Below are 26,547 nucleotides of genomic sequence, written 5' to 3' on the forward strand. Positions count from 1 at the left end.
ATCAAACAGACTGATTGGCCCGGCGCTGGCGCAGCCACTCAAGGTCTTCCGGGCGGGTGACCTTGATATTGTCGGAGCGGCCTTCGACCAGGCGCGGCGCGTGCCCGGCCCACTCCATGGCGGAGGCTTCGTCGGTGATCACCACATCCGAGACCAGGCTGTCGGCCAGCGCCCGATGCAGTGCTCCCAGGCGGAACATCTGCGGGGTGTAGGCCTGCCAGATTTCGCTGCGGTCCACGGTTGCGGTGACCCGGCCCTGCTTGTCAGCGCGCTTGAGCGTGTCCCTGGCCGGCACCGCCAGCAGGCCGCCCACGGCGTCGTCGGCCAGTTCGTCCAGCAGCTTGTCGAGGTCGTCGCGGCTGAGGTTGGGGCGTGCAGCATCGTGCACCAGCACCCAATCCTCATCGCTGGCGCCCTGGCCATGCAGGTACAGCAACGCGTTGAGCACCGAACCCGAGCGCTCGTCGCCACCGTCCACCCGCACAATGCGCGGGTCGGTGGCGCAGGCCAGGTTGGGCCAATAAGGATCATCCACGGCAAGGCTGACCACCATGCCCTTAAGGCCCGGGTGATCGAGGAAGCAGCCAAGGCTGTGTTCGAGAATTGTGCGCCCGCCCAGTTGCAGATATTGCTTGGGACGGTCCGCGGCCATACGGGCACCCACACCCGCGGCAGGAATCACGGCCCAGAAGGCCGGTGAAGAAATACTCATTGGGCCAACTGGTAGAGGGTTTCGCCCTCCTTGACCATGCCCAGTTCATGACGAGCCCGTTCTTCAACGGTCTCCGTACCTTTTTTCAGCTCAAGCACTTCGGCATCGAGGACGCGGTTGCGCTCCAGCAGGCGTTCGTTTTCGGCGTGCTGGTCGGCAATTTGCTGGGTCAGGTCTTTTACCTGCGCAAAGCTGCCATTACCCACCCATAGGCGGTACTGCAGGCCAGCCAGCAACAAGAGCAAGACGAGGAACAACCAATTGGGACTGCGCATCGAATATCGGGTATCCAGTGAAAAAAGACCGCCATGCAAAACTTTTGCAGCAACTGATAGCACGAAGCCTGGAAAAACCAGGCTTGTGCTTGATAGCCATCAGATTAGCGTCGAAATCTACACTGTCGTGAGTTTTCCGACGCAATCCGCCGACTTTTTACCACGCTTTACCATCAAGTAGCGATCAGCCGCGAAACTCGCTGCGACCGTTGTACTTGGCTTTGCCAGCCAGTTGCTCTTCGATACGCAGCAATTGGTTGTACTTGGAAACGCGGTCGGAGCGGCACAGGGAGCCGGTTTTGATCTGACCCGCCGAAGTGCCCACGGCCAGGTCGGCGATGGTCGAATCTTCGGTTTCGCCGGAGCGGTGGGAGATCACGGCAGTGTAGCCCGCAGCCTTGGCCATCTGGATGGCTTCCAGGGTTTCGGTCAGGGTGCCGATCTGGTTGAACTTGATCAGGATCGAGTTGGCGATCTTTTTATCGATGCCTTCTTTCAGGATCTTGGTGTTGGTCACGAACAAGTCGTCGCCCACCAGCTGGATTTTCTCGCCGATCTTGTCGGTGAGGACTTTCCAGCCTGCCCAGTCGGACTCGTCCAGGCCGTCTTCGATCGAGATGATCGGGTAGCGCTCGGTGAGGCCCTTCAGGTAGTCGGCAAAACCTTCGGAGGTGAACACGTGGCCTTCACCGGACAGGTTGTATTTACCGTCATCGAAGAACTCGCTGGCCGCGCAGTCCAGGGCCAGAGTCACGTCGGTGCCTAGCTTGTAGCCTGCATTGGCCACGGCTTCGGAGATCACTTTGAGTGCATCTTCGTTGGACGCCAGGTTCGGTGCGAACCCCCCTTCGTCACCCACAGCAGTGCTCAGGCCACGGGCCTTCAGGACAGCCTTGAGGTGATGGAAAATCTCGGTGCCCATGCGCAGGCCTTCGGAGAAGGTCTTGGCGCCAACCGGCTGCACCATGAATTCCTGGATGTCGACGTTGTTATCGGCGTGCTCGCCACCGTTGATGATGTTCATCATCGGAACCGGCATCGAGTACACACCCGGAGTACCGTTCAGGTTGGCGATGTGGGCGTACAGCGGCAGGTCCTGGTCCTGTGCGGCGGCCTTGGCAGCAGCCAGCGACACGGCGAGGATGGCGTTGGCACCCAGGCTGCCTTTGTTTTCGGTGCCGTCGAGCTTGATCATCGCGTGGTCCAGGGCTTTCTGGTCCAGCGGGTCCTTGCCCAGCAACAAGTCACGGATCGGGCCGTTGATGTTGGCTACAGCCTTGAGTACACCTTTGCCCAGGTAACGGCTCTTGTCGCCATCACGCAGTTCCAGCGCTTCGCGCGAACCTGTGGAAGCACCGGACGGCGCGCAGGCGCTGCCGATGATGCCGTTATCGAGAAGCACGTCGGCTTCGACGGTGGGGTTGCCACGGGAGTCGAGAACTTCACGACCTTTGATGTCGACGATTTTTGCCATTGTTGTAAACACTCCAAAGTTGACGAAAACGACGCAGCTGAAGGAAATCTTTTGACCGACCGCAAGGGTGGAACAACGGGGCAGGCTTGCAGGCGACAAGGCCCAGGCCCGTGGGCCTGAGCGTAAAGCGAGGGAAAGTCTACCGGAGAAACGGCCGTTACGCGGTCTCTACCGTCGGAAAACTCTTGACCAGTTCATCCAACTGTTTGAGCTGGGCCAGAAAAGGCTCCAGCTTGTCCAGGCGCAGGGCGCAGGGGCCGTCGCATTTGGCGTTGTCCGGGTCCGGGTGGGCTTCCAGGAACAGGCCGGCCAGGGACTGGCTGATGCCAGCCTTGGCCAGGTCCAGCACCTGGGCACGACGCCCGCCAGCGGAATCGGCACGACCACCGGGCATTTGCAGCGCGTGGGTCACGTCGAAGAACACCGGGTATTCGAACTGTTTCATGATGCCGAAACCGAGCATGTCCACCACGAGGTTGTTATAGCCGAAGCTCGAACCACGCTCGCAGAGGATCAACTGGTCGTTACCCGCTTCCACGCACTTGTTCAGGATGTGTTTCATTTCCTGGGGCGCGAGGAACTGGGCTTTCTTGATATTGATCACAGCGCCGGTCTTGGCCATGGCGACCACAAGGTCGGTCTGGCGCGACAGGAAGGCCGGCAACTGGATGATGTCGCACACCTCGGCGACCACCGCAGCCTGTTCAGGCTCGTGGACGTCGGTGATGATCGGCACGCCGAAGGCTTGCTTGATGTCCTGGAAGATCCGCATGCCTTCTTCAAGGCCCGGGCCGCGATAGGAGGTCACCGACGAACGGTTGGCCTTGTCGAAGCTGGCCTTGAACACATAAGGGATACCCAGTTTCTGGGTGACCTTGACGTACTCTTCACAGACCTGCATCGCCATGTCACGGCTTTCCAGCACGTTCATGCCACCGAACAGCACCATGGGCTTGTCGTTGGCAATCTCGATGTCGCCTACGCGAATGATCTTCTGGGCCATCAGGGTTACGCCTTCTTCTGATGTTGCGTCAGTGCAGCTTTGACGAAGCCGCTGAACAACGGGTGACCGTCGCGCGGCGTCGAGGTGAACTCAGGGTGGAACTGGCACGCCACGAACCACGGATGGTCCGGCGCCTCGACCACTTCAACCAGCGCGCCATCACCGGAGCGACCGGAGATTTTCAGGCCGGCCTCTTTGATTTGCGGCAGCAGGTTGTTGTTCACTTCGTAGCGGTGACGGTGACGCTCGACGATCACGTCCTTGCCGTAGCAGTCGTGAACCAGCGAGCCCGGCTCCAGCAGGCAATCCTGTGCGCCAAGGCGCATGGTGCCGCCCAGGTCGGAGGCTTCGGTACGGGTTTCAACGGCACCGGTGGCATCTTCCCACTCAGTGATCAAGCCCACGACCGGGTGGCCGCTCTTGCTGTCGAACTCGGTGGAGTTGGCGTCTTTCCAGCCCAGCACGTTACGGGCGAACTCGATAACGGCCACTTGCATGCCCAGGCAGATGCCCAGGTACGGCACTTTGTTCTCACGGGCGTACTGCACGGCCGTGATCTTGCCTTCCACGCCACGCAGGCCGAAACCGCCTGGGACGAGGATCGCGTCAACACCTTCGAGCAGCGCGGTGCCCTGGTTCTCGATGTCTTCGGAATCGATGTAGCGCAGGTTGACCTTGGTACGGTTGCTGATACCGGCGTGGCTCATCGCTTCGATCAGCGACTTGTACGCGTCCAGCAGCTCCATGTACTTGCCGACCATGGCGATGGTGACTTCATGCTCAGGGTTGAGCTTGGCATCGACCACGGCTTCCCACTCGGACAGGTCCGCGCCGTTGCACTGCAGGCCGAAACGCTCGACCACAAAATCGTCCAGGCCTTGCGAGTGCAGGATGCCCGGGATCTTGTAGATGGTGTCGGCGTCTTCCAGGGCGATCACCGCACGTTCTTCAACGTTGGTGAACTGCGCGATCTTGCGACGCGACGAGATATCGATCGGGTGATCCGAGCGGCACACCAGCACGTCCGGCTGCAGGCCGATGGAACGCAGTTCCTTGACCGAGTGCTGGGTAGGCTTGGTTTTGGTTTCACCGGCGGTGGCGATGTACGGCACCAGCGTCAGGTGCATCAGCATCGCGCGCTTGGCGCCGACTTCGAAACGCAGCTGGCGGATGGCTTCGAGAAACGGTTGGGATTCGATGTCACCCACGGTGCCACCGATCTCGACCATCGCCACGTCGGCATCGCCTGCACCCTTGATGATGCGGCGCTTGATTTCGTCGGTGATGTGCGGGATCACCTGGATGGTTGCACCCAGATAGTCACCACGGCGCTCTTTGCGCAGCACGTGCTCGTAGACACGGCCGGTGGTGAAGTTGTTGTTCTGGGTCATGGTCGTGCGGATGAACCGCTCGTAGTGGCCCAGGTCCAGGTCAGTCTCGGCGCCGTCGTGGGTGACGAACACTTCACCGTGCTGGAACGGGCTCATGGTGCCCGGGTCAACGTTGATGTACGGGTCCAGCTTGAGCATGGTGACCTTAAGTCCCCGCGCCTCCAGGATGGCCGCCAATGAAGCGGAGGCAATGCCTTTCCCCAATGAAGAAACAACACCGCCCGTGACGAATATGTAGCGCGTCATGAAAAACCCTAGAAGTCTGCGTTAAAGCGGTCCGAGCCGCCGGGGAAAGCGAAGGAAGGCCGAAGCCCCCGATCACCTGCATTAATCACAGTGCACCTTTCAAAAAAACCGCCGCGTGGTGACAGACCAGTAATGAAACACCGGTACGTTGATCGCTACACATTTTTTGGAATCGCCCAGCAAAGACTGCTTGGTAATCGGCAACTGCTGCGATTCAGTCGAATCCACAGAAGTTGTATCAAGAAGGGAGCGTAGTCTACCGGAAAGGCTCTATCAGCTCAAACCTTGATCGCAAGTCTGTGGCATCCAATCCAATTGCCAGTCGCCGGGCGACTTGGCCCATGGCCCTGCAAGGCTTGGGACAGCCAGCAATTGCTCGCCCTGATACAGCAGCGGCAATCTGCCACGGACGAAGCCCGGCAACCCACTTTCATTAAGCAGGCGCTTCAGGTCGCGCCGGCCTCGGCCTGGCACTTCGATGATTTCACCGCCTTGTCGATAACCGACCACCAGCGGGCCTTCCGGGGCCTTGCCGATAAATCTCAGCTGCCCATTGCCGGGTAACTCTAGTGGGTTTTGCGGATCGGGCCAGCTCAGCGTTGCGTCGGAATATTCCGACCAACTGAAGGGCAGCCACCAGATACGTTCGCCACAGCGGTGTAACTCGCCATCCGCCAGGCGCCATACGGGCTGCGCGTCGCCCTTGGCATCGCGCAGGGAATACCAGCCGGCCCAGTGGTCGCTGTCGGGTAAACGGGTCAGGGGGTCAGCCAGTGGCGCAGGGCATTACGCTGACGAGCGTCGGAAAGTTCGCGCAATGCAACAAGGGCCAATGACGGCAAAGGCAACCACGGAAGCGGCGAAGGCTGATTGGCGGCCTTGAGGTCCAACACAGCCAATTCGTCGAGCAACCCTTGGGCCTCGCTCAGGTGTTCGGCGCTGCGCGCCAGGCTTGAGAGCACTTGAGGCCAGCGCTCGGTCAGCGCCGGGAGCACGCGATGGCGCAAGTAATTACGCGAGAACCGGGGATCGGCATTGGACGGGTCTTCAATCCACTGCAACCGATGTTCATGGGCATAGGCTTCCAATTCACCCCGCGAGGCGCCCAGCAACGGCCGCACCAAGTGCCCGTCCGCCAACGGGCGATGCACTGGCATGGCCGCCAGCCCTCGTACCCCGGCGCCACGCAACAGGCGAAACAACAGGGTTTCGGCTTGATCGTCGCGATGCTGGCCGGTGAGCATCACCTCCCTGCCCCGACCGCCTCACTGAATGCCTGGTAACGCGCATCGCGGGCAGCGCGCTCAAGGCTTGCGCCGAACTGCACTTGCACGTGCATAACCCGCAAGGGCACGCCCAGGCCGTCACATACGGTTTGGCAATGGTGAGGCCAGGCGTCGGCGGCGGCTTGCAGGCCATGGTGGACATGGATCGCGCTGAGTGGCGGGAGGGTTTCGGTTTTTGCCAGGGTGGCCAGGAGGTGTAGCAGGACGGTGGAATCGAGACCGCCAGAAAAGGCGATATGCCAGGCCGGGGCGTTGCGCCAGGGGGCCAGCTTTTTCAGGAGTTTGGCGGATAGAGCCGGCTTCATAACAAAGTACCGCCATCAATCTGGAATGCGATAAACCCAGCATACACAAAGCAAATGTGGGAGCGGGCTTGCTCGCGAATGCGATGTGTCAGTCACTGGATATGTTGACTGATACACCGCATTCGCGAGCAAGCCCGCTCCCACATTAGTACTGCATAGTCTGCCAGATCAGTGCTTGATCAGAGACCGTAGCTCATCAGGCGCTCATAACGACGGGCCAGCAGCGCTTCGTTATCCAGCTTCTTGAGCATCGCCAGTTGCGAGGCCAGTTCACCACGGATAGTCGCGGCAGCAGCAGCCGGGTCGCGGTGAGCGCCGCCCAGTGGCTCGGCGATCACTTTGTCGACGATCCCAAGGCCCTTGAGGCGATCGGCCGTGATGCCCATGGCTTCAGCGGCGTCCGGGGCCTTTTCGGCGGTTTTCCACAGGATCGACGCGCAACCTTCCGGCGAAATCACCGCGTAGGTCGAATATTGCAGCATGTTCAGTTGGTCACAGACGCCAATCGCCAGTGCGCCGCCGGAACCACCTTCACCAATCACGGTGGCGATGATCGGGGTTTTCAGGCGGGACATGACGCGCAGGTTCCAGGCAATCGCTTCGCTCTGGTTGCGTTCTTCGGCGTCGATACCCGGGTAGGCACCCGGGGTGTCGATGAAGGTCAGAATCGGCATTTTGAAGCGTTCGGCCATTTCCATCAGGCGGCAGGCCTTGCGGTAGCCTTCCGGACGCGGCATGCCGAAGTTGCGGCGCACTTTCTCGCGCACTTCACGGCCTTTCTGGTGACCGATCACCATCACCGGCTGGTCGTCCAGGCGAGCGATACCGCCCACGATGGCCGCGTCGTCGGAAAAGTGGCGGTCGCCATGCAGCTCGTCGAACTCGGTGAAGATGTGCTGAATGTAGTCCAGGGTGTACGGACGGCGCGGATGGCGAGCCAGGCGCGCAATCTGCCAGCTGGTCAGCTTGCCGAAGATGTCTTCGGTGAGCGTGCTGCTCTTGTCTTGCAGGCGAGCGATCTCATCGCCGATATTCAGCGAATTGTCATTGCCGACCAGGCGCAATTCTTCAATCTTGGCTTGCAGGTCAGCGATCGGCTGTTCGAAATCAAGAAAATTCGGGTTCATAAGCGTCCGTCTTGGGTCGACGGCCAGGGAGCCCCTGGCCAGCCGGTTGTCTATTCGCGCCCTACATTAAGTGAGAGGCGCGGTTAGGTCGAGATTAAATGTTCAGTCGAGGTCAGACATATCTGACCGTCAACGGTATTGGAGGAAGACGTTGTCTCGCCCGAACTGGTCACGCAATGCTTGAATCAAGCCATCAGCGGGATCAATTCGCCAGGTCTCGCCAAACTGCAACATGGCCTTGGCGTCGTTGCCGGTGTACTCCATGGTCACCGGGCATGCGCCACGGTGACGCTTGAGCAGGTCACCCAACCAGCGTAGCTGATCGCCCTTGAGGGCTTCGGTCTTGACCTTGAGGCGCAGGCTTTCGGCCAAATTGGTGCGCGCATCTTCCATGCTCATCACCCGCTTGATCCGCAGGCGCAGGCCGCCGGAGAAGTCATCGTTGCTGACCTCCCCTTCCACCACCACCATGGCGTCCGTCTGCAACAGCGACTGCGCGGAGTGGAATGCGTCGGCAAACAGCGAGGCTTCGATCCGCCCCGAACGGTCATCCAGAGTGATAAAGCCCATCTTGTCGCCCTTTTTATTTTTCATCACCCGCAGGGCGATGATCATGCCAGCGACGGTCTGGGTGTCCCGCGCCGGTTTCAGGTCGATGATGCGCTGGCGGGCGAAACGGCGGATTTCGCCTTCGTATTCGTCAATCGGGTGACCGGTCAGGTACAGGCCCAGGGTGTCTTTCTCACCCTTGAGACGTTCCTTGAGAGTCAGCTCCTTGGCCTTGCGATGGTTGGCGTAAACATCGGCGTCTTCCTCGACAAACAGCCCGCCAAACAGGTCGGCGTGGCCGCTGTCGTGGGTGCGGGCAGTCTGTTCGGCGGCCTTGATCGCTTCTTCCATGGCGGTCAGCAGCACCGCCCGGTTGCGGTCGATATTGGCCTGGTAAGCCTTGGGCTCATCATGAAAATACGGGCCGAGGCGATCAAGCGCACCGCTGCGGATCAAACCATCGAGGGTGCGCTTGTTGATGCGCTTGAGGTCAACCCGCGCACAGAAGTCGAACAGGTCCTTGAATGGCCCATCCTGGCGCGCCTCGGTGATGGCTTCCACCGGCCCCTCACCCACGCCCTTGATCGCGCCCAGGCCATAGATGATGCGACCCTCGTCATTCACCGTGAACTTGAACTCCGAGGCGTTCACATCCGGCGCGTCGAGGCGCAGCTTCATGGTGCGCACTTCCTCGATCAAGGTCACGACCTTGTCGGTGTTGTGCATGTCCGCCGAGAGTACCGCCGCCATGAACGGCGCCGGGTAATGGGCTTTCAGCCAGGCGGTCTGGTACGACACCAGGCCATAAGCGGCGGAGTGGGATTTGTTGAAGCCGTAACCGGCGAACTTTTCCACCAGGTCGAAGATGTTACCGGCGAGGTCGGCGTCGATATTGTTGGTGGCGCAACCTTCAATGAAACCGCCGCGCTGCTTGGCCATTTCCTCGGGCTTTTTCTTACCCATGGCGCGACGCAGCATGTCCGCACCGCCGAGGGTGTAACCGGCCATGACCTGAGCGATCTGCATCACCTGTTCCTGATACAGGATGATGCCGTAAGTCGGCGCCAGTACCGGCTTGAGGCCCTCGTACTGGTAGTCCGAGTGCGGGTACGCCAGCTCGGCACGCCCGTGCTTACGGTTGATGAAGTCATCCACCATGCCTGATTGCAGCGGGCCCGGACGGAACAGCGCCACCAGTGCGATCAAGTCTTCCAGGCAGTCGGGCTTGAGCTTTTTGATCAGCTCTTTCATGCCACGTGACTCAAGCTGGAACACCGCCGTGGTTTCGGCTTTTTGCAGCAAGGCGTAGGTCGGCTTATCGTCCAGAGGGATAAACGCGATATCCAGTGGCGCTTCGTCGACCTTGGCGCGGTCGCGGTTAATCGTCTTGAGTGCCCAGTCGATGATTGTCAGGGTCCGCAGGCCGAGGAAGTCGAACTTCACCAGGCCGGCCGCCTCCACGTCGTCCTTGTCGAACTGGGTGACCAGGCCGCCGCCTTCCTCATCGCAATAGATCGGCGAAAAGTCGGTCAGCTTGGTCGGCGCAATGACCACCCCACCGGCGTGTTTACCGACGTTACGCACCACGCCTTCAAGCTTGCGCGCCATGTCCCAGATTTCGGCGGCTTCTTCATCCACCTTGATGAAGTCGCGCAGGATTTCTTCCTGCTCATAAGCCTTCTCAAGAGTCATGCCGACTTCGAACGGGATCATCTTCGACAGGCGATCCGCCAAGCCGTAGGACTTGCCCTGCACCCGCGCCACATCACGGATTACCGCCTTGGCCGCCATGGAACCGAAGGTGATGATCTGGCTCACGGCGTTGCGGCCGTATTTCTCGGCCACGTATTCGATCACGCGGTCGCGACCGTCCATGCAGAAGTCGACGTCGAAGTCGGGCATGGAAACCCGTTCCGGGTTCAGGAACCGTTCGAACAGCAGGTCATATTCCAGCGGGTCGAGGTCGGTGATTTTCTGCACATAGGCCACCAGCGAACCGGCACCTGACCCCCGGCCCGGACCTACCGGCACGCCGTTGCTTTTGGCCCACTGGATAAAGTCCATTACGATCAGGAAGTAACCGGGGAACCCCATCTGGATAATGATATCCAGCTCGAAATTCAGCCGGTCGACATACACCTGGCGCTTGGCGTCGTAGTCTTCGGTGGTGTCCTTGGGCAACAGGACGCTGAGGCGTTCTTCCAGGCCATCGAACGAGACCTTGCGGAAATACTCATCGATGGTCATGCCATCGGGAATCGGGAAGTTGGGCAAAAAGTGCTTGCCCAGCTTCACTTCGATATTGCAGCGCTTGGCGATCTCGACAGAGTTTTCCAGAGCCTCAGGCAGGTCGCTGAACAGCTCGGCCATCTCGTCGGCACTTTTGAGGTACTGCTCTTCGCTGTAATTCTTGGAACGGCGCGGGTCATCCAGGGCCCGACCTTCGCCGATGCACACGCGGGTTTCGTGGGCCTCGAAATCTTCTTTCTTGATAAAGCGCACATCGTTGGTGGCGACCAGCGGCGCGCCCAGCTTGTCGGCCAGGGCCACGGCGGCGTGCAGATGCTCTTCGTCGTTGGGGCGGTTGGTGCGCTGGACCTCAAGGTAAAAGCGGCCCGGGAAGACCTGCATCCACTCGCTCGCCAGCACTTCAGCCTCATGCGGGTTACCGCCAAGCAGCGCAATACCGATCTCGCCCTCTTTGGCCGCCGACAGCATGATCAAGCCTTCGCTCGCCTCGGCGACCCATTCGCGCTCGATGATGATCGAGCCATTGCGCTGGCCGTCGATAAAGCCACGGGAAATCAGTTCGGTGAGGTTGCGATAACCCACGCCATTCATCGCCAGCAGGCTGATACGGCTCAGGGGGTTATCCGGGTCTTTGTTGGACAGCCACAGGTCGGCGCCGCAGATCGGCTTGATGCCGGCGCCCATGGCGTTCTTGTAGAACTTGACCAGGGAACACATGTTGTTCTGATCGGTCACCGCGACCGCAGGCATATTCATGCCCACCAGGGTTTTGACCAGCGGTTTGATCCGTACCAGGCCGTCGACCAGGAGTATTCAGTGTGCAGGCGCAGGTGAACGAATGAAGCCGGCATAGTGATCCTGTCTTGATACATGGAAACAACAAGGCCCGGGATTGTACCGGGCCTTGGCAAAAACATCAGCCTCGCGACTAAACCTCGCTGAGGTTCTCGCGCAGCTCGTAAGCCTGGCGCACCGGGGCGAACGAGCGACGGTGGATAGGCGTCGGGCCAAGACGAGCCAGCGCTTCCAGATGAACGGGCGTCGGGTAGCCTTTATGCCCGCCAATACCGTAACCGGGGTAGATCAATTCGAACGCGGCCATTTCACGGTCGCGGCTGACCTTGGCCAGAATCGAGGCGGCGGCGATAGATGGCACCTTGCTATCCCCCTTGACCACCGCTTCCGCCGGCATCGCCAGTTTCGGGCAACGGTTGCCGTCAATCATCGCCAGTTTCGGGGTGATGTGCAGCCCCTCCACTGCGCGCTGCATGGCCAGCATGGTGGCGTGCAGGATGTTCAGTTGGTCGATTTCTTCGACTTCGGCCCGGGCGATATGCCAGCTCAGGGCCTTTTCACAAATCTCGTCGTAGAGCTTTTCGCGACGGGCTTCGGTGAGTTTTTTCGAGTCATTGAGGCCGAGGATCGGGCGGTTCGGGTCAAGGATCACCGCCGCCGTGACGACTGCGCCACACAAGGGGCCACGCCCTACCTCGTCAACGCCGGCCACCAGTGCGTGGGCTTCGGCTACCAGACTGAAATCCAGGCCCATTTGTAGGGTCATAAAGCGTCCTGTTTGTGGCCGATCAAGGTCAATACGGCGTCAGCCGCCTGGTTCGATGCATCGCGACGCAGGGTGCGGTGGATGTCGTCAAAACCGCGGGTCTGTTCTTCGCCGCCGTCGATCAAGGGTAGTAGGGTTTGCGCGAGAGCCTCGGGCGTTGCATCGTCCTGCAACAACTCCGGCACCAACAGGCGCTGGGCCAGCAGGTTGGGCAAGGAGATATAAGGGCTTTTGACCATGCGCTTGAGAATCCAGAACGTCAGCGGCGCCAAGCGATAGGCCACGACCATAGGGCGCTTGTAGAGCAACGCCTCCAGCGTGGCAGTGCCCGACGCGATCAGCACTGCGTCACAGGCCGCCAGCGCCAGGTGCGACTGGCCGTCGAGCAGGGTCAGCGGCAAGTTGCGGCCTGCCAGCAGGGCTTCGATCTGTGCGCGGCGTTGCGGGCTGGCACACGGCAGCACGAAACGCACACCCGGTTTCAAGGCCTGCAGGCGCTCGGCGGCGTCGAAAAACACGCTGGCCAGACGCCCGACTTCACCGCCTCGACTGCCCGGCATCAACGCAACCAGCGGGCCATCGAGCAAGCCCAGCTCGGCACGCGCAGCGGCGCGGTCAGCCTGCAACGGAATGGTATCGGCCAGGGTATGCCCGACAAACCGCACCGGCACGCCCTTCTCTTCGTAGAACCTGGCCTCGAACGGCAGCAGGGTCAACATCAGGTCGCAACCTTCACGGATCTTCAGCACGCGCTTCTGCCGCCAGGCCCATACGGACGGGCTGACATAGTGCACGGTCTTGATCCCGGCCTGACGCAACTTGAGTTCGATATTGAGGGTGAAATCCGGCGCGTCGATTCCGATAAAGACGTCAGGCTTTTCTTCGATAAGAGTCTGAATCAGCAGCTTGCGGCGAGCCAACAGCTCACGCAGGCGGCCTAGCACCTCAACCAGCCCCATGACCGACAGACGCTCCATGGGGAAGTAGGAAGTGAGGCCTTCGGCCTGCATCAGCGGGCCACCCACGCCGATAAACTCTATCGCCGGGTGTTGGGCCTTGAGCGCCCGCATAAGCCCTGCGCCCAGAATATCGCCAGAAGCTTCTCCGGCCACCAGCGCGATACGCACAGTGGCCATGATCAGCGGGTGATGCCGCGAGTCGACGCCTGGATAGAGTCACGGAACACCGCGACTTCCGGGAACAGCGCTGCCGGCTCGGCCAGTTGGGTCAATGCCTGGTCAACCGTCAGCCCCTGACGGTAAACCACCTTGTAGGCACGGCGCAGGGCGTGGATAGCCTCTTCGCTGAAACCACGCCGGCGCATGCCTTCGAAGTTCATGCTACGGGCTTCGGCAGGGTTACCGAACACCGTGACGAACGCCGGAACATCCTTGCCTATGGCCGTGCCCATGCCGGAAAAGCTGTGGGCGCCGATATGGCAATACTGATGCACCAGGGTGAACCCGGACAGAATGGCCCAATCGTCAACGTGCACATGGCCGGCCAACGCCGTGTTGTTGACCAGGATGCAGTGGTTGCCGATCACACTGTCGTGGCCGATATGGGCATAGGCCATGACCAGGTTGTGATCACCCAAGGTGGTCTCGGCACGATCCTGCACGGTGCCGCGGTGAATGGTCACGCCCTCACGGATGATGTTGTGATCACCGATGACCAGGCGTGTTTCTTCACCCTTGTACTTCATGTCCGGGGTGTCTTCGCCTACCGAGGAGAACTGGTAGATACGATTGTGTTTGCCAATACGGGTCGGACCTTTGAGGATCACATGCGGCCCGATGACAGTCCCCTCGCCGATTTCAACACCTGCGCCGATGATCGACCAGGGGCCGACCTCAACGTCGGCGGCCAGAACGGCCGACGGATCGATGATTGCGCGAGGGTCAATCAAACTCATAGTTTGCGTTCCGCACAGATGATCTCAGCGGAGCACACCGGCTTGCCGTCTACCGAAGCCTGGCACTCGAACTTCCAGATCTGGCGTTTGCAGCTGATGAACTTGGCTTCCAGGATCAACTGGTCACCCGGGGTGACCGGGTTGCGGAAACGCAACTTGTCGGAGCCCACGAAATAATAAAGCGTGCCATCGGCAGGCTTGAGGTCGAGCATTTTGAAACCAAGGATACCGGCAGCCTGGGCCATCGCTTCGATGATCAACACGCCCGGCATGATTGGATGCGCAGGAAAGTGACCATTGAAGAACGGTTCGTTGATGCTGACATTCTTGTAGGCACGAATGCGCTTTTCCTCAACATTGAGGTCCACCACGCGGTCTACCAGCAGGAACGGGTAACGGTGAGGCAGGTATTCGCGAATCTCGTTGATGTCCATCATTTCGGGGGGAAGCCTGTAATAAAGATTGGGGGCGGGCGAACTAAACGCACGCCCCGCTAGCAAATCAAGGAGGCAGTCTAGCGGCTGTGCACACTTGATATGGAAATGGTATCAGCCTTCTGATGAAGCATTACCGCCAGGGGTCACGTCTCCAACACGCTTTTCCAGCTGTTTGAGGCGTCGAGCCATGTCGTCGAGCTGCCTCAACCGCGCTGCACTCTTGCGCCATTCAGCTGCGGGCTGCATGGCGGTACCGGAAGAATAGGCACCCGGCTCGGTAATCGAGTGGGTCACCATGGTCATGCCGGTGATAAATACGTTGTCGCAAATATCGATATGCCCCACCAGACCTACGCCACCGGCGAGCATGCAATGCTTGCCGATTTTGGTGCTGCCGGAGATCCCCACGCACGCAGCCATCGCGGTGTGATCGCCAATCTGTACGTTGTGGGCGATCTGGATCTGGTTGTCGAGTTTCACGCCATTGCCAATAACGGTATCGGCCAGGGCCCCGCGATCGACTGCCGTGTTCACACCGATTTCCACATCGTTGCCGATCAATACGCCGCCGACCTGGGCAATCTTGTTCCAGATACCTTTGGCGTTGGCAAAGCCGAAGCCTTCGCCGCCGATTACGGCACCTGACTGAATGACCACACGCTCACCGATACGCACATCGTGGTAAAGGGTCACGCGGGGCGCCAACCAACCACCGGCACCGATTTCGCAGCGTGCGCCGATAAAGCAATGCGCACCGACCGTTACACCTGCCGCGATGCGCGCACCGCTCTCGATCACCGCAAACGCACCGATGCTGGCCGCAGGGTCAACCTGCGCATCATCGGCGATGACCGCCGAGGGATGAATGCCCGCAGCTGCCTTGGGTTTCGGATCGAACAGGTGAGACACCCGGGCATACGCCAGGTACGGGTCAGCCACCACCAGCGCATCCCCAGCAAACCCTTCGGCATCAGCGGCTTTCAGCAACACGGCTGCAGCCTGGCTGTCGACGAGGTATTTACGGTATTGGGGGTTTGCGAGGAAGCTCAACTGAGCTGGGCCAGCCTCCTGCAAGGTGGCTAGCCCAGTAATTTCTTTCTCCTTGGAGCCACGCAAGGTGGCCCCCAGGAACTCGGCCAACTCGCCGAGCTTGATAGTCGCGGTCATGGCTTACTTCAGCTGGTTCATGCGCTCGATCACCTGACGGGTGATGTCGTATTGAGGCTTGACGTCGATTACAGCGCCACGCTCGAACACCAGGTCAAAGGCACCTTTCTTGATGACTTCTTCCACGGCGCTGTCGAGTTTCGGCTTCAGCTGTTTCAGCATTTCACGGTCGGCAACAGCCTTGGCTTCGTTCAGTTCTTTGGACTGGAACTGGTAGTCACGGGCCTTTTGCTTGAATTCAAGCTCCAGACGCTCGCGCTCGCCTTGCTGCATCTTGTCGCCACCGGCTACCAGACGGTCCTGGATACCCTTGGCGCTGCTTTCCAATGTCTTGAGTTTGGTCAGTTGTGGACCAAATTTCTTCTCGGCATCTACCGCGTACTTCTTGGCCGCGTCGGATTCCAACAGCGCCATCTGATAGTTCAGGACGGCGATTTTCATTTCGGCGAAGGCCGGGGTGGTTACCAGCACAGTTGCCAGCAGAACCAATTGAGTCAACTTACGCACGATGCACTCCTACAGAATCCGTTGTCGTTATCTTGGGTCAGACGCTTAGAACGTCTGGCCGAGGGAGAATTGGAAAATCTGGGTTTCAGCGTTATCCGGTTTCTTGATCGGCATGGCCAGAGCAAAGCTCAATGGGCCAAGCGCAGTCACCCAAGTCACACCCACACCCACGGAGCTTGCCAGGTTGCTGAGGCTCACGTCGTTGCACTGAGTGTCGGACTTCACGCCGCTCGGGTTGCGGATCTGCTCGCACTTGGAGTCAAACACGTTACCCACGTCCCAGAATACCGAGGTACGCAGCGAACGCTGATCCTTGACGAACGGCAGCGGGAACAGAATCTCCGCACCACCCTGGATCAACACGTTACCACCGAATGGCAGCGGGTCGTTGTCGGAGTCAGCCACAGTACCCTGGTTACCGGTTACACCGACACCACGGCTCGGCGTACCACGCGGGCCCAAGGTGCTGTCTTTAAAGCCACGTACGGAGTTGAAGCCACCCGCATAGTAGTTCTCGTAGAACGGCAGACCGTTGGTCGAACCATAACCGTCGCCATAGCCCAGCTCAGTGTGCAGACGCATGGTGTAGTTGTCGCTCAACGGCGTGAACAACTGGCCACGATAGTCGAGCTTGAAGAACGACAGGTCACTGCCCGGCGTGGTGGTTTCCAGGGTCAGGCTCTGGGAATGGCCACGTGTCGCCAGTACCCCTTTGTTCAGGGTCGACTCGGACCAGCCGGCAGACGCCTTGAAGTTCAGGAACTTGTCGCCTTCACGACGGGTGAAGTCGAAGATCTCATCCACGGTGTACACACCGGTCTTGATCTCATCCTGTTGCGCGGTCAAGCCGAACGTCAGGCGCGAGGTCTCGCTGATCGGGTAACCGATGTTGACACCGGCACCGAGGCTGTCGATCGCATAGCTTGCAACGTCAACGTCGAGGTCTTTGTAGTCGGTGGTGCGGTAGAAGGCGTTATAGCCCAGGCTCACACCGTCTGCAGTCCAGTAGGGGTCGGTATAACCGAAGTTATATCGGCTCTGGTATTCGCTTCGGGTCAGGCCGATGGATACACGGTTACCGGTACCGAGGAAGTTGTTCTGGGTGATCGAACCACCGAGGATCAGGCCGGCACTCTGTGCGAAACCGACGCTGGCGGTGATCGAACCCGACGCTTGCTCTTCCACGGCGTAGTTCACGTCAACCTGGTCATCCACACCCGGCACGGCCGGAGTTTCCACGTTGACTTCCTTGAAGAAGCCCAGACGCTCAAGACGGGTCTTGGACTGGTCGATCAGGTAAGTCGACGCCCAGCCACCTTCCATCTGGCGCATTTCACGGCGCAGCACTTCGTCCGCAGACTTGGTGTTGCCGCGGAAGTTGATGCGGTTCACGTAGGCACGCTTGCCCGGGTCGACCACAAAGGTGATGTCCACAGTGTGGTCATCATCATGCGGGGTCGGCACGCCGTTGACGTTGGCGAAGGTGTAGCCCTCGTTACCCAGGCGGCGGGTGATCAGCTCGGAGGTGGTGGTCATCAGCTTGCGCGAGAACACCTGGTCTTTCTGCACCAGCAGCAAGGCCTTGACCTGGTCTTCAGGTACTTTCAGGTCGCCGCTCAGCTTAACGTCGCGAACCTTGTACTTCTCGCCTTCGTTAACGTTGACGGTGATGTAGACGTGCTTCTTGTCCGGGGTGATGGACACCTGGGTCGAAGCGATATCCATGTTGATGTAGCCACGGTCCAGGTAGTAGGAACGCAGACGTTCCAGGTCACCGGAGAGTTTTTCACGGGCGTACTTGTCATCGTTCTTGAAGAACGACAGCCAGTTGGTGGTCTTGAGTTCGAACAGGTCGATCAGGTCTTCATCAGCGAACTTGGTATTGCCCACCACGTTGATGTGCTGAATCGCCGCCACAGTGCCTTCGTTGATGTTGACCTTGAGGCCAACACGGTTGCGAGGCTGCGGTACCACTTCGGTTTCCACGGTCGCGGAGTAGCGGCCCTGGGCAACGTACTGGCGTTGCAGCTCGTTACGCACACCTTCAAGGGTGGCGCGCTGGAAGATCTCGCCTTCGGCCAGGCCGGATTGTTTCAAGCCTTTCATCAGGTCTTCAGTCGAGATCGCCTTGTTACCTTCGATCTCGATACTGGCGACGGACGGTCGTTCGACGACCGTGATGACCAGGACGTTGCCTTCGCGACCCAGTTGGATGTCTTGAAAGAAACCGGTTTTGAACAGCGCACGAGTGGATTCCACCAGGCGACGGTCATCAGCCTGTTCCCCAACGTTCAACGGCAAGGCACCAAAGACGCTACCCGCGGAAACCCGCTGGAGGCCGTTGACGCGAATATCGGAGATGGTGAAGGACTCGGCGTGAACTTCGGCGATCATCAATACGGTGAGAACCGCAGTTAGCAGCAGACGTTTCATGAAGTCCTTTCTTATTCCAACTGGCAATAAACAAACTGCCGCAAAATGCGGCAGATTCGCAATTCAGCGAAGCGTTACAGTCGACCCAGATCGTTGACAAGGGCTAACAACATCACCCCGACCACCAAACTGATACCGATCTGTATCCCCCAACCCTGCACCCGATCTGACAAGGGGCGACCACGCACCCACTCGACCAGATAAAACAACAGATGCCCCCCGTCCAATACTGGAATGGGCAGCAAATTCAGAACACCCAGGCTAATACTCAGATAAGCCAGGAAATTCAGGAAATCCGCGACACCCGACTGGGCAGAAGCGCCCGCCACTTTAGCAATGGTTATCGGTCCACTCAAGTTTTTTACCGAGAGCTCACCGAACAACATTTTCTTGAGCGATTCGAGGGTCAGCACACTCATGGTCCAAGTGCGTTTTGCACCCTCGCCAATTGCCGCCAACGGCCCGAAGCTGACCTCGCGCACCATTGACGGCGGCCACTCGGGACTCTTGACGCCAGCCCCCAGGTAACCCCCGGCCGCCTTGGCTTCGCCCCGAACCGACAAGGTCACGGGGACGTCGATTTGAGCACCGTCGCGCTCAACTTTCAGCACAATTTTGGTATCAGGACGTACGCGCACCAGGTCGACCACTTGCTGCCAGTCACCCAACGGCTGACCATCAAGGGCCAGTAGGCGGTCGCCGGTTTTCAGACCTGCGGCCTGGGCCGGCCCCTTCGGATCCAGCTCGGCGAGTACCGGCGGCAGCGAAGGACGCCACGGACGAATCCCCAGAGACTTGATCGGATCAGGCTCGTCGGCGCCCTTCAGCCAATGGTCCAATGCCAGCTCTCGCGGCGTTTCGGCGCTGGAGTCCTGCTCGCGCACCACCACATTGACGGTGCCGCTTTCGCCCAGGCGACGAACCAGCTGCAAGTTGACCGCGCCCCAGCCGGTGGTGGGCTCGCCATCAATGGAAACAATTTCCTGCCCGGCAACCAAACCGGCCTTGGCCGCCATGCTGTCCGCTTCGACCGCGCCGATGACCGGGCGTACCTGCTGGCTGCCCAGCATGGCCAGGACCCAGAAGAACACCATCGCCAGCAGGAAGTTGGCGATCGGACCGGCGGCAACAATCGCGATGCGCTGACGAACGGTCTTGCGATTGAACGACTGGTCGAGCTGATCTGCCGGAACCTCGCCTTCGCGCTCATCCAGCATCTTGACGTAGCCACCCAACGGGATGGCCGCAATCACGAACTCGGTGCCGCGACGGTCGTGCCAGCGCACCAGCGGCATGCCGAAACCGACGGAAAAGCGCAGTACCTTGACGCCGCAACGACGCGCCACCCAGAAGTGGCCGAATTCGTGGAAGGTAACCAGCACACCCAGAGCAACCAGGGTGCCGACAATCATGTAAAGCGCACTCATCTAATTTCTCCGCATTCCAATCCAGTGCCTGAAGGTCAGGCTAACGCGCGTTGCGGCTCAACCATTGTTCGGCCAGGGCCCGAGCCTTGGTATCCGCCTCGAATACCGCCCCCAGATCACTCACCGCCACTACGGGCTCAAGACCCAGGACGTCCTCGATGATACTCGCGATCTGCGGAAAACGAATACGCCGCTCGAGAAACGCCGCCACCGCCACTTCGTTGGCCGCATTGAGCATCGCCGGCGCACTGTTGCCCGCTTCTGCCGCTTGCCGCGCCAGGCGCAGGCAGGGAAAACGCTGCTCGTCCGGTGCCTCGAAGTCCAGCCGCGCAATAGCGAACAGGTCCAGTGGCGCCACGCCGGAATCAATACGCTCAGGCCAGGCCAGGGCATTGGCGATCGGGGTGCGCATATCGGGATTGCCCAACTGCGCCAAAACCGAACCATCCACATAGTCGACCAGGGAATGAATCACACTTTGCGGGTGAATCACCACCTCAACCTGATCGGGCCGGGCGTCGAACAACCAGCACGCCTCGATCAGCTCCAGGCCTTTGTTCATCATGCTCGCCGAGTCGACGGAGATCTTGCGCCCCATCGACCAGTTAGGATGCGCGCAGGCCTGGTCAGGCGACACGTGTGCAAGCTCGGCCAGCGGAGTTTGGCGGAACGGGCCGCCGGACGCCGTGAGAAGAATCCTGCGTACGCCCACCTGGCTCAGGCCACGGGCAAAATCACCGGGCATGCACTGGAAAATTGCATTGTGCTCACTGTCGAGAGGCAGCAGCACGGCGCCGCTTTTGCGCACTGCCTGCATAAAGAGCGCGCCGGACATGACCAGCGCTTCCTTATTGGCCAGCAGGATCTTCTTGCCGGCGTCGACGGCGGCCAAGGTCGGGCGCAGGCCGGCGGCGCCGACGATGGCGGCGACCACGGTATCCACTTCGGCATCGGCCGAGACCTGACACAGCCCCTCCTCCCCCACCAGCACCTGAGTGGCCAGCCCGGCAGCCCGCAGATCATCCTGCAGCCCCCGCGCCGCGCCGGCCTCAGGCACCACGGCAAAGCGCGGCGTGTGACGCACACACAAGGCCAGCAACTCGCTCAGGCGGCTGAAGCCGGTCAAGGCGAACACCTGGTAGCGATCCGGGTGGCGAGCGATCACATCCAGGGCGCTCAGCCCTACCGAGCCGGTTGCGCCCAGCACGGTCACTTGTTGCAGGCGGCTCACGGAGCGGTCATCCACAACAGCACGGCGAAGATCGGGATAGCCGCCGTCAGGCTGTCGATGCGATCCAGCACGCCCCCATGGCCCGGCAGCAAGTTGCTGCTGTCCTTGATCCCGGCCTGGCGCTTGAACATGCTTTCGGTGAGGTCACCCACTACCGAAATAAATACGACGATGGCTGTACCCAAGAGGGCCAGGAGGATGTCCGCCACCGCCCAGTCACGCACCACACCGACCACCAGGGTGATCAGCAATGTCAGCGCCAGGCCGCCGTATACACCTTCCCAGCTCTTGCCCGGGCTCACGGCCGGCGCCAGCTTGCGCTTGCCGAAGGCCCGACCGGAGAAGTAGGCGCCAATATCAGCCCCCCAGACCAGCACCATCACCGCCATGATCAGCCAGTTGCCCATCGGAGCGTTTTTGATTTCTACCAAGCCTTGCCAGGCCGGCAGCAGAACCAACAAACCAATCACCAATTTACTGGCCACGCTGGACCAGTGGCCGCTGGTGCGCGGATAGGTCAGCACCAGGAAGGTTGCAAGCGCCCACCACAGCACCGCCGCGCCCAATACCCATGGCACTACGATGCTGGACAAGGTATGCATCAGGAACAGCAACAGCGCCACGAGAGCGGCATACACCACACGTGGCAATTGCGCATTGAAGCCCGCCAGGCGCGCCCATTCCCAGGCGCCGAGGGTCACCACCAGGCCAATAAACAGCGCAAAGCCGGAACCTTCGAGCAGGAAAAACCCGCACAAGGCGATCGGCAACAGGATCAGTGCGGTGATGATTCGTTGTTTAAGCATTTAAACCCGGGCTCCAGCTTCGATCTGCTCGCTCGTTTTACCGAAGCGACGCTGACGGGAAGCGAAATCGGCCAGCGCAGTGCGCATGGCATCGTGTTTGAAGTCCGGCCAGAACAGGTCGGAGAAGTACAACTCGGTATAGGCCAGTTGCCACAGCAGGAAATTGCTGATGCGGTGCTCGCCACCGGTGCGGATGCACAAGTCCGGCAACGGCAGGTCGCCGGTGACCAGGCAGGTTTGCAACAGTTCGGGCGTGATGTCTTCGGGGCGCAGATGGCCGGCCTGTACTTCGCGAGCCAGCCGCTGTGCGGCCTGGGCGATATCCCACTGGCCGCCGTAGTTGGCTGCAATCTGCAACACAAAACGATCGCTGCCCGCGGTGATGGCTTCGGCCTCGCGCATGGCCGCTTGCAGCTCCGGATGGAACCGCGAGCGATCACCAATGATTCGCAGGCTGATGTTGTTGTCATTGAGGCGCTTGGCCTCACGGCGCAGGGCCTTGAAGAACAGGTCCATCAGGGCACTGACTTCTTCGGCCGGACGCTGCCAGTTCTCACTGGAAAAGGCGAACAGGGTCAACACCTCGACCTTGGCCTCAGCGCACACCTCGATAACAGCCCGCACCGCATCGACACCCGCTTTATGCCCGGCGACACCCGGCATAAAGCGTTTCTTCGCCCAGCGATTATTCCCATCCATGATGATCGCGACATGGCGCGGCACCACAGAGGGTACAGTCTGCTTGGTCTTTTCCATGAAGGCGTCCTGACCCCTTATACGGCCATCAGGTCCTTTTCTTTTTCTTCGGTCGCTTTGGTGATCTGCGCCTCGGCGTCTTTGGTCAGCTTATCGATATCGGCGACGGCACGACGCTCTTCGTCTTCGCTGATTTCCTTGTCCTTGACCAGCTTCTTCAGGTCACCCAAGGCATCACGACGGATGTTGCGCACGGCAACACGCGCATCTTCAGCTGCGCTGCGCGCCTGCTTGGTGAAGCCCTTGCGGGTCTCTTCGGTCAGGGCCGGCATGGAGATCAGCAGCAACTCACCCAGGTTGGTCGGGTTGAGGTTCAGGCCCGCGCTCTGGATGGCTTTGTCGACGGCGGCGAGCATATTGCGCTCGAAGGCCACGACTTGCAGGGTGCGCGAGTCTTTTACGGTGACGTTGGCCACACCGCTCAGCGGGGTGTCGGCGCCGTAGTAAGGCACCATCACGCTGCCCAGGATGCTCGGGTGCGCTTTACCGGTACGAATCTGGCCGAATGCATGGCTCAGAGACTCCAGGGATTTTTGCATACGCGCTTGGGCGTCTTTCTTGATTTCGTTGATCATTGTTGGCCTTCCTCGATCAGAGTCCCTTCCGCGCCGCCGTGTACGATATTCAGCAGGGCGCCGGGCTTGTTCATGTTAAATACGCGCAGCGGCATCTTGTGGTCGCGGCACAGGCAAATAGCCGTCAGGTCCATCACACCCAGCTTGCGATCCAGCACTTCATCGTAGGTCAGATGATCGAACTTCTCGGCATGCGGGTCTTTGAATGGGTCAGCGGTGTACACGCCATCCACCTTGGTGGCCTTGAGCACCACGTCGGCATCGATTTCGATGGCACGCAGGCAAGCCGCCGAATCGGTGGTGAAGAACGGGTTACCGGTACCGGCCGCGAAGATCACCACTTCTTTGGAGTTCAAGTGGCGCATGGCTTTGCGGCGATCATAGTGATCGGTCACGCCAACCATGGAAATAGCCGACATCACGATAGCCGAGATATTGGCACGCTCCAGGGCGTCGCGCATGGCCAGGGCGTTCATCACAGTGGCCAGCATGCCCATGTGGTCGCCGGTAACCCGATCCATGCCGGCAGCACTCAGTGCCGCGCCGCGGAACAGGTTGCCACCACCAATCACCAGGCCGACCTGTACGCCGATACCGACCAGTTGGCCGACTTCCAGCGCCATGCGGTCGAGTACCTTGGGATCGATCCCGAACTCTTCCGAGCCCATCAGGGCCTCGCCGCTAAGCTTGAGTAGAATGCGTTTATAGCGAGCCTGATAACCACTGCCCTGCTGAGCCATTGCGAATCTCTCCTGCGGCGTATTTTTTAAAAATTCTTGGCGAGCCGTTTACGGCTTGCGTTCACTCTAGCTGGACGCTGTCACAGCGCCATCGGAACACGGCTTTGTAAGCCAGTTCCGAGGGGAAGCCAAATAAAATCGACCTTCCCATTTGAAAAGAGGCTGCGCGCGTGAGCGGGCAGCCTCTTTCGGGCGACAGTTAAAAACTGTCTTATTGCTTGGCGGCAGCCAGCTGGGCAGCAACTTCTTCAGCGAAGTTGTCGACCGGCTTCTCGATGCCTTCGCCTACCTTGTAGTAGGTGAAGGAAACGATTTCAGCACCGGCTTTCTTGGCCAGTTCGCCAACCTTGATTTCAGGGTTCTTGACGAACGCCTGCTCAACCAGGCTCGCTTCAGCCAGGAACTTGCTGATACGGCCTTTGATCATGTTTTCAACGATGTTTTCCGGCTTGCCGGCGATCTTGTCAGCGTTGAGGCTCAGGAACACGGCTTTTTCGCGTTCGATTGCGTCAGCGGAGACTTCAGATGGCAGCAGGAATTCAGGGTTGCTGGCTGCTACGTGCATAGCGATGTCTTTAGCCAGTTCAACGTCGCCGCCTTTCAGGGCAACCACAACGCCGATTTTGTTGCCGTGCAGGTAGCCACCAACCACATCACCTTCGATGCGGGCCAGGCGACGGATGTTGACGTTTTCGCCAACCTTGCCGACCAGTACCAGGCGAGCAGCTTCTTGAGCTTCGATCAACGGCTCAACAGTAGTCAGCTTGTCGTCGAATGCTTTCTTGACGCTGGCAGCAACGAACGCCTTGAAGTCGTCCTGCAGAGCCAGGAAGTCGGTCTGGGAGTTCACTTCCAGCAGAACGGCGGCTTTGCCGTCTTCAACCAGAGCGATAGCGCCTTCAGCAGCCACGTTGCCTGCTTTCTTGGCAGCCTTGATGGCGCCCGAAGCACGCATGTCGTCGATGGCTTTTTCGATGTCGCCGCCGGCCTTGGTCAAGGCCTTTTTGCAATCCATCATGCCTTCGCCGGTGCGCTCACGCAGTTCTTTAACCAACGCTGCAGTAATCTCTGCCATTTCAAAATCCTCTTGGATAGGTTTTCAACCATTCCACCCGATCAAACGGGCGATCAATTCTTCCCGAATCACCCTTGTAGGCTGCTGCACGTTACAGTCGCTAGGTTGCGCTGCCACAGCGGGCGCCAACAAATGGTTTTCGAGGTGGCAAAAAGGGGGCCAAGCCCCCTTTTTGCTTACTGAGTCAACGCCAGGGCGTCAATTACTCAGCGGCAGCTACCGGAGCTTCTTCAACGAACTGCTCGGTACCACCAGCAACGTGGTTGCGACCACGGATTACAGCGTCAGCCATCGAACCCATGTACAGCTGGATAGCGCGGATTGCGTCATCGTTGCCTGGGATGATGTAGTCAACGCCTTCCGGGCTGCTGTTGGTATCGACTACGCCGATAACAGGGATGCCCAGCTTGTTGGCTTCGGTGATCGCGATGCGCTCGTGATCAACGTCGATAACGAACAGTGCGTCAGGCAGACCGCCCATGTCCTTGATACCACCCAGGGAACGATCGAGCTTTTCCAGGTCGCGAGTGCGCATCAGCGCCTCTTTCTTGGTCAGCTTGGCGAAAGTACCGTCTTCGGCTTGCACTTCAAGGTCACGCAGACGCTTGATGGAAGCACGGATGGTTTTGAAGTTGGTCAGCATGCCGCCCAACCAGCGGTGATCGACGTACGGCGAACCGCAACGTGCTGCTTCTTCAGCAACGATCTTGCCAGCGGAACGCTTGGTGCCGACGAACAGAATCTTGTTTTTGCCCTGGGCCAGACGCTCTACGAAAGTCAGAGCTTCGTTGAACATTGGCAGGGTTTTTTCAAGGTTGATGATGTGGATCTTGTTACGCGCGCCGAAAATGTATTTACCCATTTTCGGGTTCCAGTAACGGGTCTGGTGACCGAAGTGCACACCGGCCTTCAGCATATCGCGCATGTTGACTTGGGACATGATAGTTCCTTAATAAGTCGGGTTTGGCCTCCACGTATCCCAATGACCAACCAGCGGCATTCGCCTCCGGCACCCAGGTCATCGTGTCGACACGTGTGTGGATTTAAGCTTTGCGGGGTATCCCCGGAAAGCGGCGCATTTTATACCACACGAAGGAGAAAAACGAAACACGCAATCGCGGTTGATGTGGGGTGGGGTGGGGTAAGCCGTTGAAATGAGCTGAGAAGCTCGCTTGTAGGGGGGCGTGGGGGTTTGGTCTGCTGGGGACATATCCGTTGTTTAGGTCACGGCGGATATTGGTTTCGCTCTTACAGCGAGTCACTTTGGAAAAGAGCCCCAAAGTAACCAAAGGGCTCTTG

The 26,547-nt window shown here is 59.5% G+C and carries 21 protein-coding genes and 2 pseudogenes; all 23 read right to left on the reverse strand.

Translation table 11 applies throughout. From position 1 onward, the window contains the following. Window position 1 precedes the first annotated feature (1 nt). The 23 genes and pseudogenes from ispD to rpsB all read right to left on the reverse strand — a co-directional run bounded on the left by ispD (window position 2) and on the right by rpsB (window position 26,188). The gene (gene ispD, locus LRS56_19955) at window positions 2–712 is read right to left on the reverse strand and encodes a 2-C-methyl-D-erythritol 4-phosphate cytidylyltransferase (protein ID WDU61107.1); all 711 of its coding nucleotides are present in this window, start codon (window positions 710–712) and stop codon (window positions 2–4) included. Next, window positions 709–987 (reverse strand): cell division protein FtsB, encoded by a 279-nt coding sequence (gene ftsB, locus LRS56_19960; GenBank protein ID WDU61108.1) that lies wholly within the window; start codon window positions 985–987, stop codon window positions 709–711. The genes ispD and ftsB overlap by 4 nt, the downstream gene beginning before the upstream one ends. A 184-nt stretch (window positions 988–1,171) precedes the next feature. Next, complete coding sequence (eno, locus tag LRS56_19965; protein ID WDU61109.1) at window positions 1,172–2,461, reverse strand: phosphopyruvate hydratase; 1,290 nt, start codon at window positions 2,459–2,461, stop codon at window positions 1,172–1,174. A gap of 157 nt (window positions 2,462–2,618) precedes the next feature. Then, window positions 2,619–3,464 (reverse strand): 3-deoxy-8-phosphooctulonate synthase, encoded by an 846-nt coding sequence (kdsA, locus tag LRS56_19970; GenBank protein ID WDU61110.1) that lies wholly within the window; start codon window positions 3,462–3,464, stop codon window positions 2,619–2,621. A gap of 5 nt (window positions 3,465–3,469) precedes the next feature. Beyond that, a complete protein-coding gene (locus tag LRS56_19975; protein ID WDU61111.1) occupies window positions 3,470–5,101 on the reverse strand; it encodes a CTP synthase in 1,632 nt (543 codons plus the stop codon). A gap of 273 nt (window positions 5,102–5,374) precedes the next feature. Beyond that, a pseudogene (tilS, locus tag LRS56_19980) lies at window positions 5,375–6,692 on the reverse strand (tRNA lysidine(34) synthetase TilS). A 179-nt stretch (window positions 6,693–6,871) separates the two neighbouring features. After that, window positions 6,872–7,819, reverse strand: coding sequence for an acetyl-CoA carboxylase carboxyltransferase subunit alpha (locus LRS56_19985; protein ID WDU61112.1), 948 nt, complete (start codon window positions 7,817–7,819; stop codon window positions 6,872–6,874). 129 nt (window positions 7,820–7,948) lie between these two features. Further along, a pseudogene (gene dnaE, locus LRS56_19990) lies at window positions 7,949–11,469 on the reverse strand (DNA polymerase III subunit alpha). Window positions 11,470–11,546: 77 nt separating this feature from the next. Beyond that, window positions 11,547–12,179 carry a ribonuclease HII gene (gene rnhB / locus LRS56_19995; protein WDU61113.1) on the reverse strand — a complete coding sequence of 211 codons (633 nt, stop codon included), beginning with the start codon at window positions 12,177–12,179 and terminating at the stop codon, window positions 11,547–11,549. Next, window positions 12,176–13,315 carry a lipid-A-disaccharide synthase gene (gene lpxB / locus LRS56_20000; GenBank protein ID WDU61114.1) on the reverse strand — a complete coding sequence of 380 codons (1,140 nt, stop codon included), beginning with the start codon at window positions 13,313–13,315 and terminating at the stop codon, window positions 12,176–12,178. The genes rnhB and lpxB overlap by 4 nt, the downstream gene beginning before the upstream one ends. Window positions 13,316–13,317: 2 nt before the next feature. Continuing rightward, window positions 13,318–14,094 carry an acyl-ACP--UDP-N-acetylglucosamine O-acyltransferase gene (lpxA, locus tag LRS56_20005; protein WDU61115.1) on the reverse strand — a complete coding sequence of 259 codons (777 nt, stop codon included), beginning with the start codon at window positions 14,092–14,094 and terminating at the stop codon, window positions 13,318–13,320. Continuing rightward, window positions 14,091–14,531, reverse strand: coding sequence for a 3-hydroxyacyl-ACP dehydratase FabZ (gene fabZ / locus LRS56_20010; GenBank protein WDU61116.1), 441 nt, complete (start codon window positions 14,529–14,531; stop codon window positions 14,091–14,093). The genes lpxA and fabZ overlap by 4 nt, the downstream gene beginning before the upstream one ends. A 111-nt stretch (window positions 14,532–14,642) precedes the next feature. Continuing rightward, entirely contained in the window at window positions 14,643–15,698 is a 1,056-nt protein-coding gene (gene lpxD, locus LRS56_20015) for a UDP-3-O-(3-hydroxymyristoyl)glucosamine N-acyltransferase (protein ID WDU61117.1), read from the reverse strand. 3 nt (window positions 15,699–15,701) lie between these two features. Continuing rightward, window positions 15,702–16,205 (reverse strand): OmpH family outer membrane protein, encoded by a 504-nt coding sequence (locus LRS56_20020; GenBank protein WDU61118.1) that lies wholly within the window; start codon window positions 16,203–16,205, stop codon window positions 15,702–15,704. 45 nt (window positions 16,206–16,250) lie between these two features. Continuing rightward, window positions 16,251–18,638, reverse strand: coding sequence for an outer membrane protein assembly factor BamA (gene bamA, locus LRS56_20025; protein WDU61119.1), 2,388 nt, complete (start codon window positions 18,636–18,638; stop codon window positions 16,251–16,253). Window positions 18,639–18,712: 74 nt separating this feature from the next. Continuing rightward, entirely contained in the window at window positions 18,713–20,065 is a 1,353-nt protein-coding gene (gene rseP / locus LRS56_20030) for a sigma E protease regulator RseP (GenBank protein WDU61120.1), read from the reverse strand. A 40-nt stretch (window positions 20,066–20,105) separates the two neighbouring features. Then, window positions 20,106–21,296 carry a 1-deoxy-D-xylulose-5-phosphate reductoisomerase gene (ispC, locus tag LRS56_20035; GenBank protein WDU61121.1) on the reverse strand — a complete coding sequence of 397 codons (1,191 nt, stop codon included), beginning with the start codon at window positions 21,294–21,296 and terminating at the stop codon, window positions 20,106–20,108. Beyond that, window positions 21,293–22,102, reverse strand: a complete 810-nt coding sequence (locus LRS56_20040; GenBank protein ID WDU61122.1) for a phosphatidate cytidylyltransferase — start codon at window positions 22,100–22,102, stop codon at window positions 21,293–21,295. The genes ispC and LRS56_20040 overlap by 4 nt, the downstream gene beginning before the upstream one ends. Continuing rightward, on the reverse strand, window positions 22,103–22,858 hold the full coding sequence (gene uppS / locus LRS56_20045) for a polyprenyl diphosphate synthase (protein WDU61123.1): 756 nt from the start codon (window positions 22,856–22,858) through the stop codon (window positions 22,103–22,105). Between the two features lie 17 nt (window positions 22,859–22,875). After that, window positions 22,876–23,433, reverse strand: coding sequence for a ribosome recycling factor (gene frr / locus LRS56_20050; protein ID WDU61124.1), 558 nt, complete (start codon window positions 23,431–23,433; stop codon window positions 22,876–22,878). Next, window positions 23,430–24,173, reverse strand: coding sequence for a UMP kinase (gene pyrH / locus LRS56_20055; GenBank protein WDU61125.1), 744 nt, complete (start codon window positions 24,171–24,173; stop codon window positions 23,430–23,432). The genes frr and pyrH overlap by 4 nt, the downstream gene beginning before the upstream one ends. A 211-nt stretch (window positions 24,174–24,384) precedes the next feature. Further along, entirely contained in the window at window positions 24,385–25,248 is an 864-nt protein-coding gene (tsf, locus tag LRS56_20060; GenBank protein ID WDU61126.1) for a translation elongation factor Ts, read from the reverse strand. Between the two features lie 202 nt (window positions 25,249–25,450). Beyond that, entirely contained in the window at window positions 25,451–26,188 is a 738-nt protein-coding gene (gene rpsB / locus LRS56_20065; GenBank protein ID WDU61127.1) for a 30S ribosomal protein S2, read from the reverse strand. Between the last annotated feature and the right edge of the window lie 359 nt (window positions 26,189–26,547).

It is taken from the genome of Pseudomonas poae, assembly GCA_028869255.1.
Taxonomy (GTDB): Bacteria; Pseudomonadota; Gammaproteobacteria; order Pseudomonadales; family Pseudomonadaceae; genus Aquipseudomonas; species Aquipseudomonas poae_C.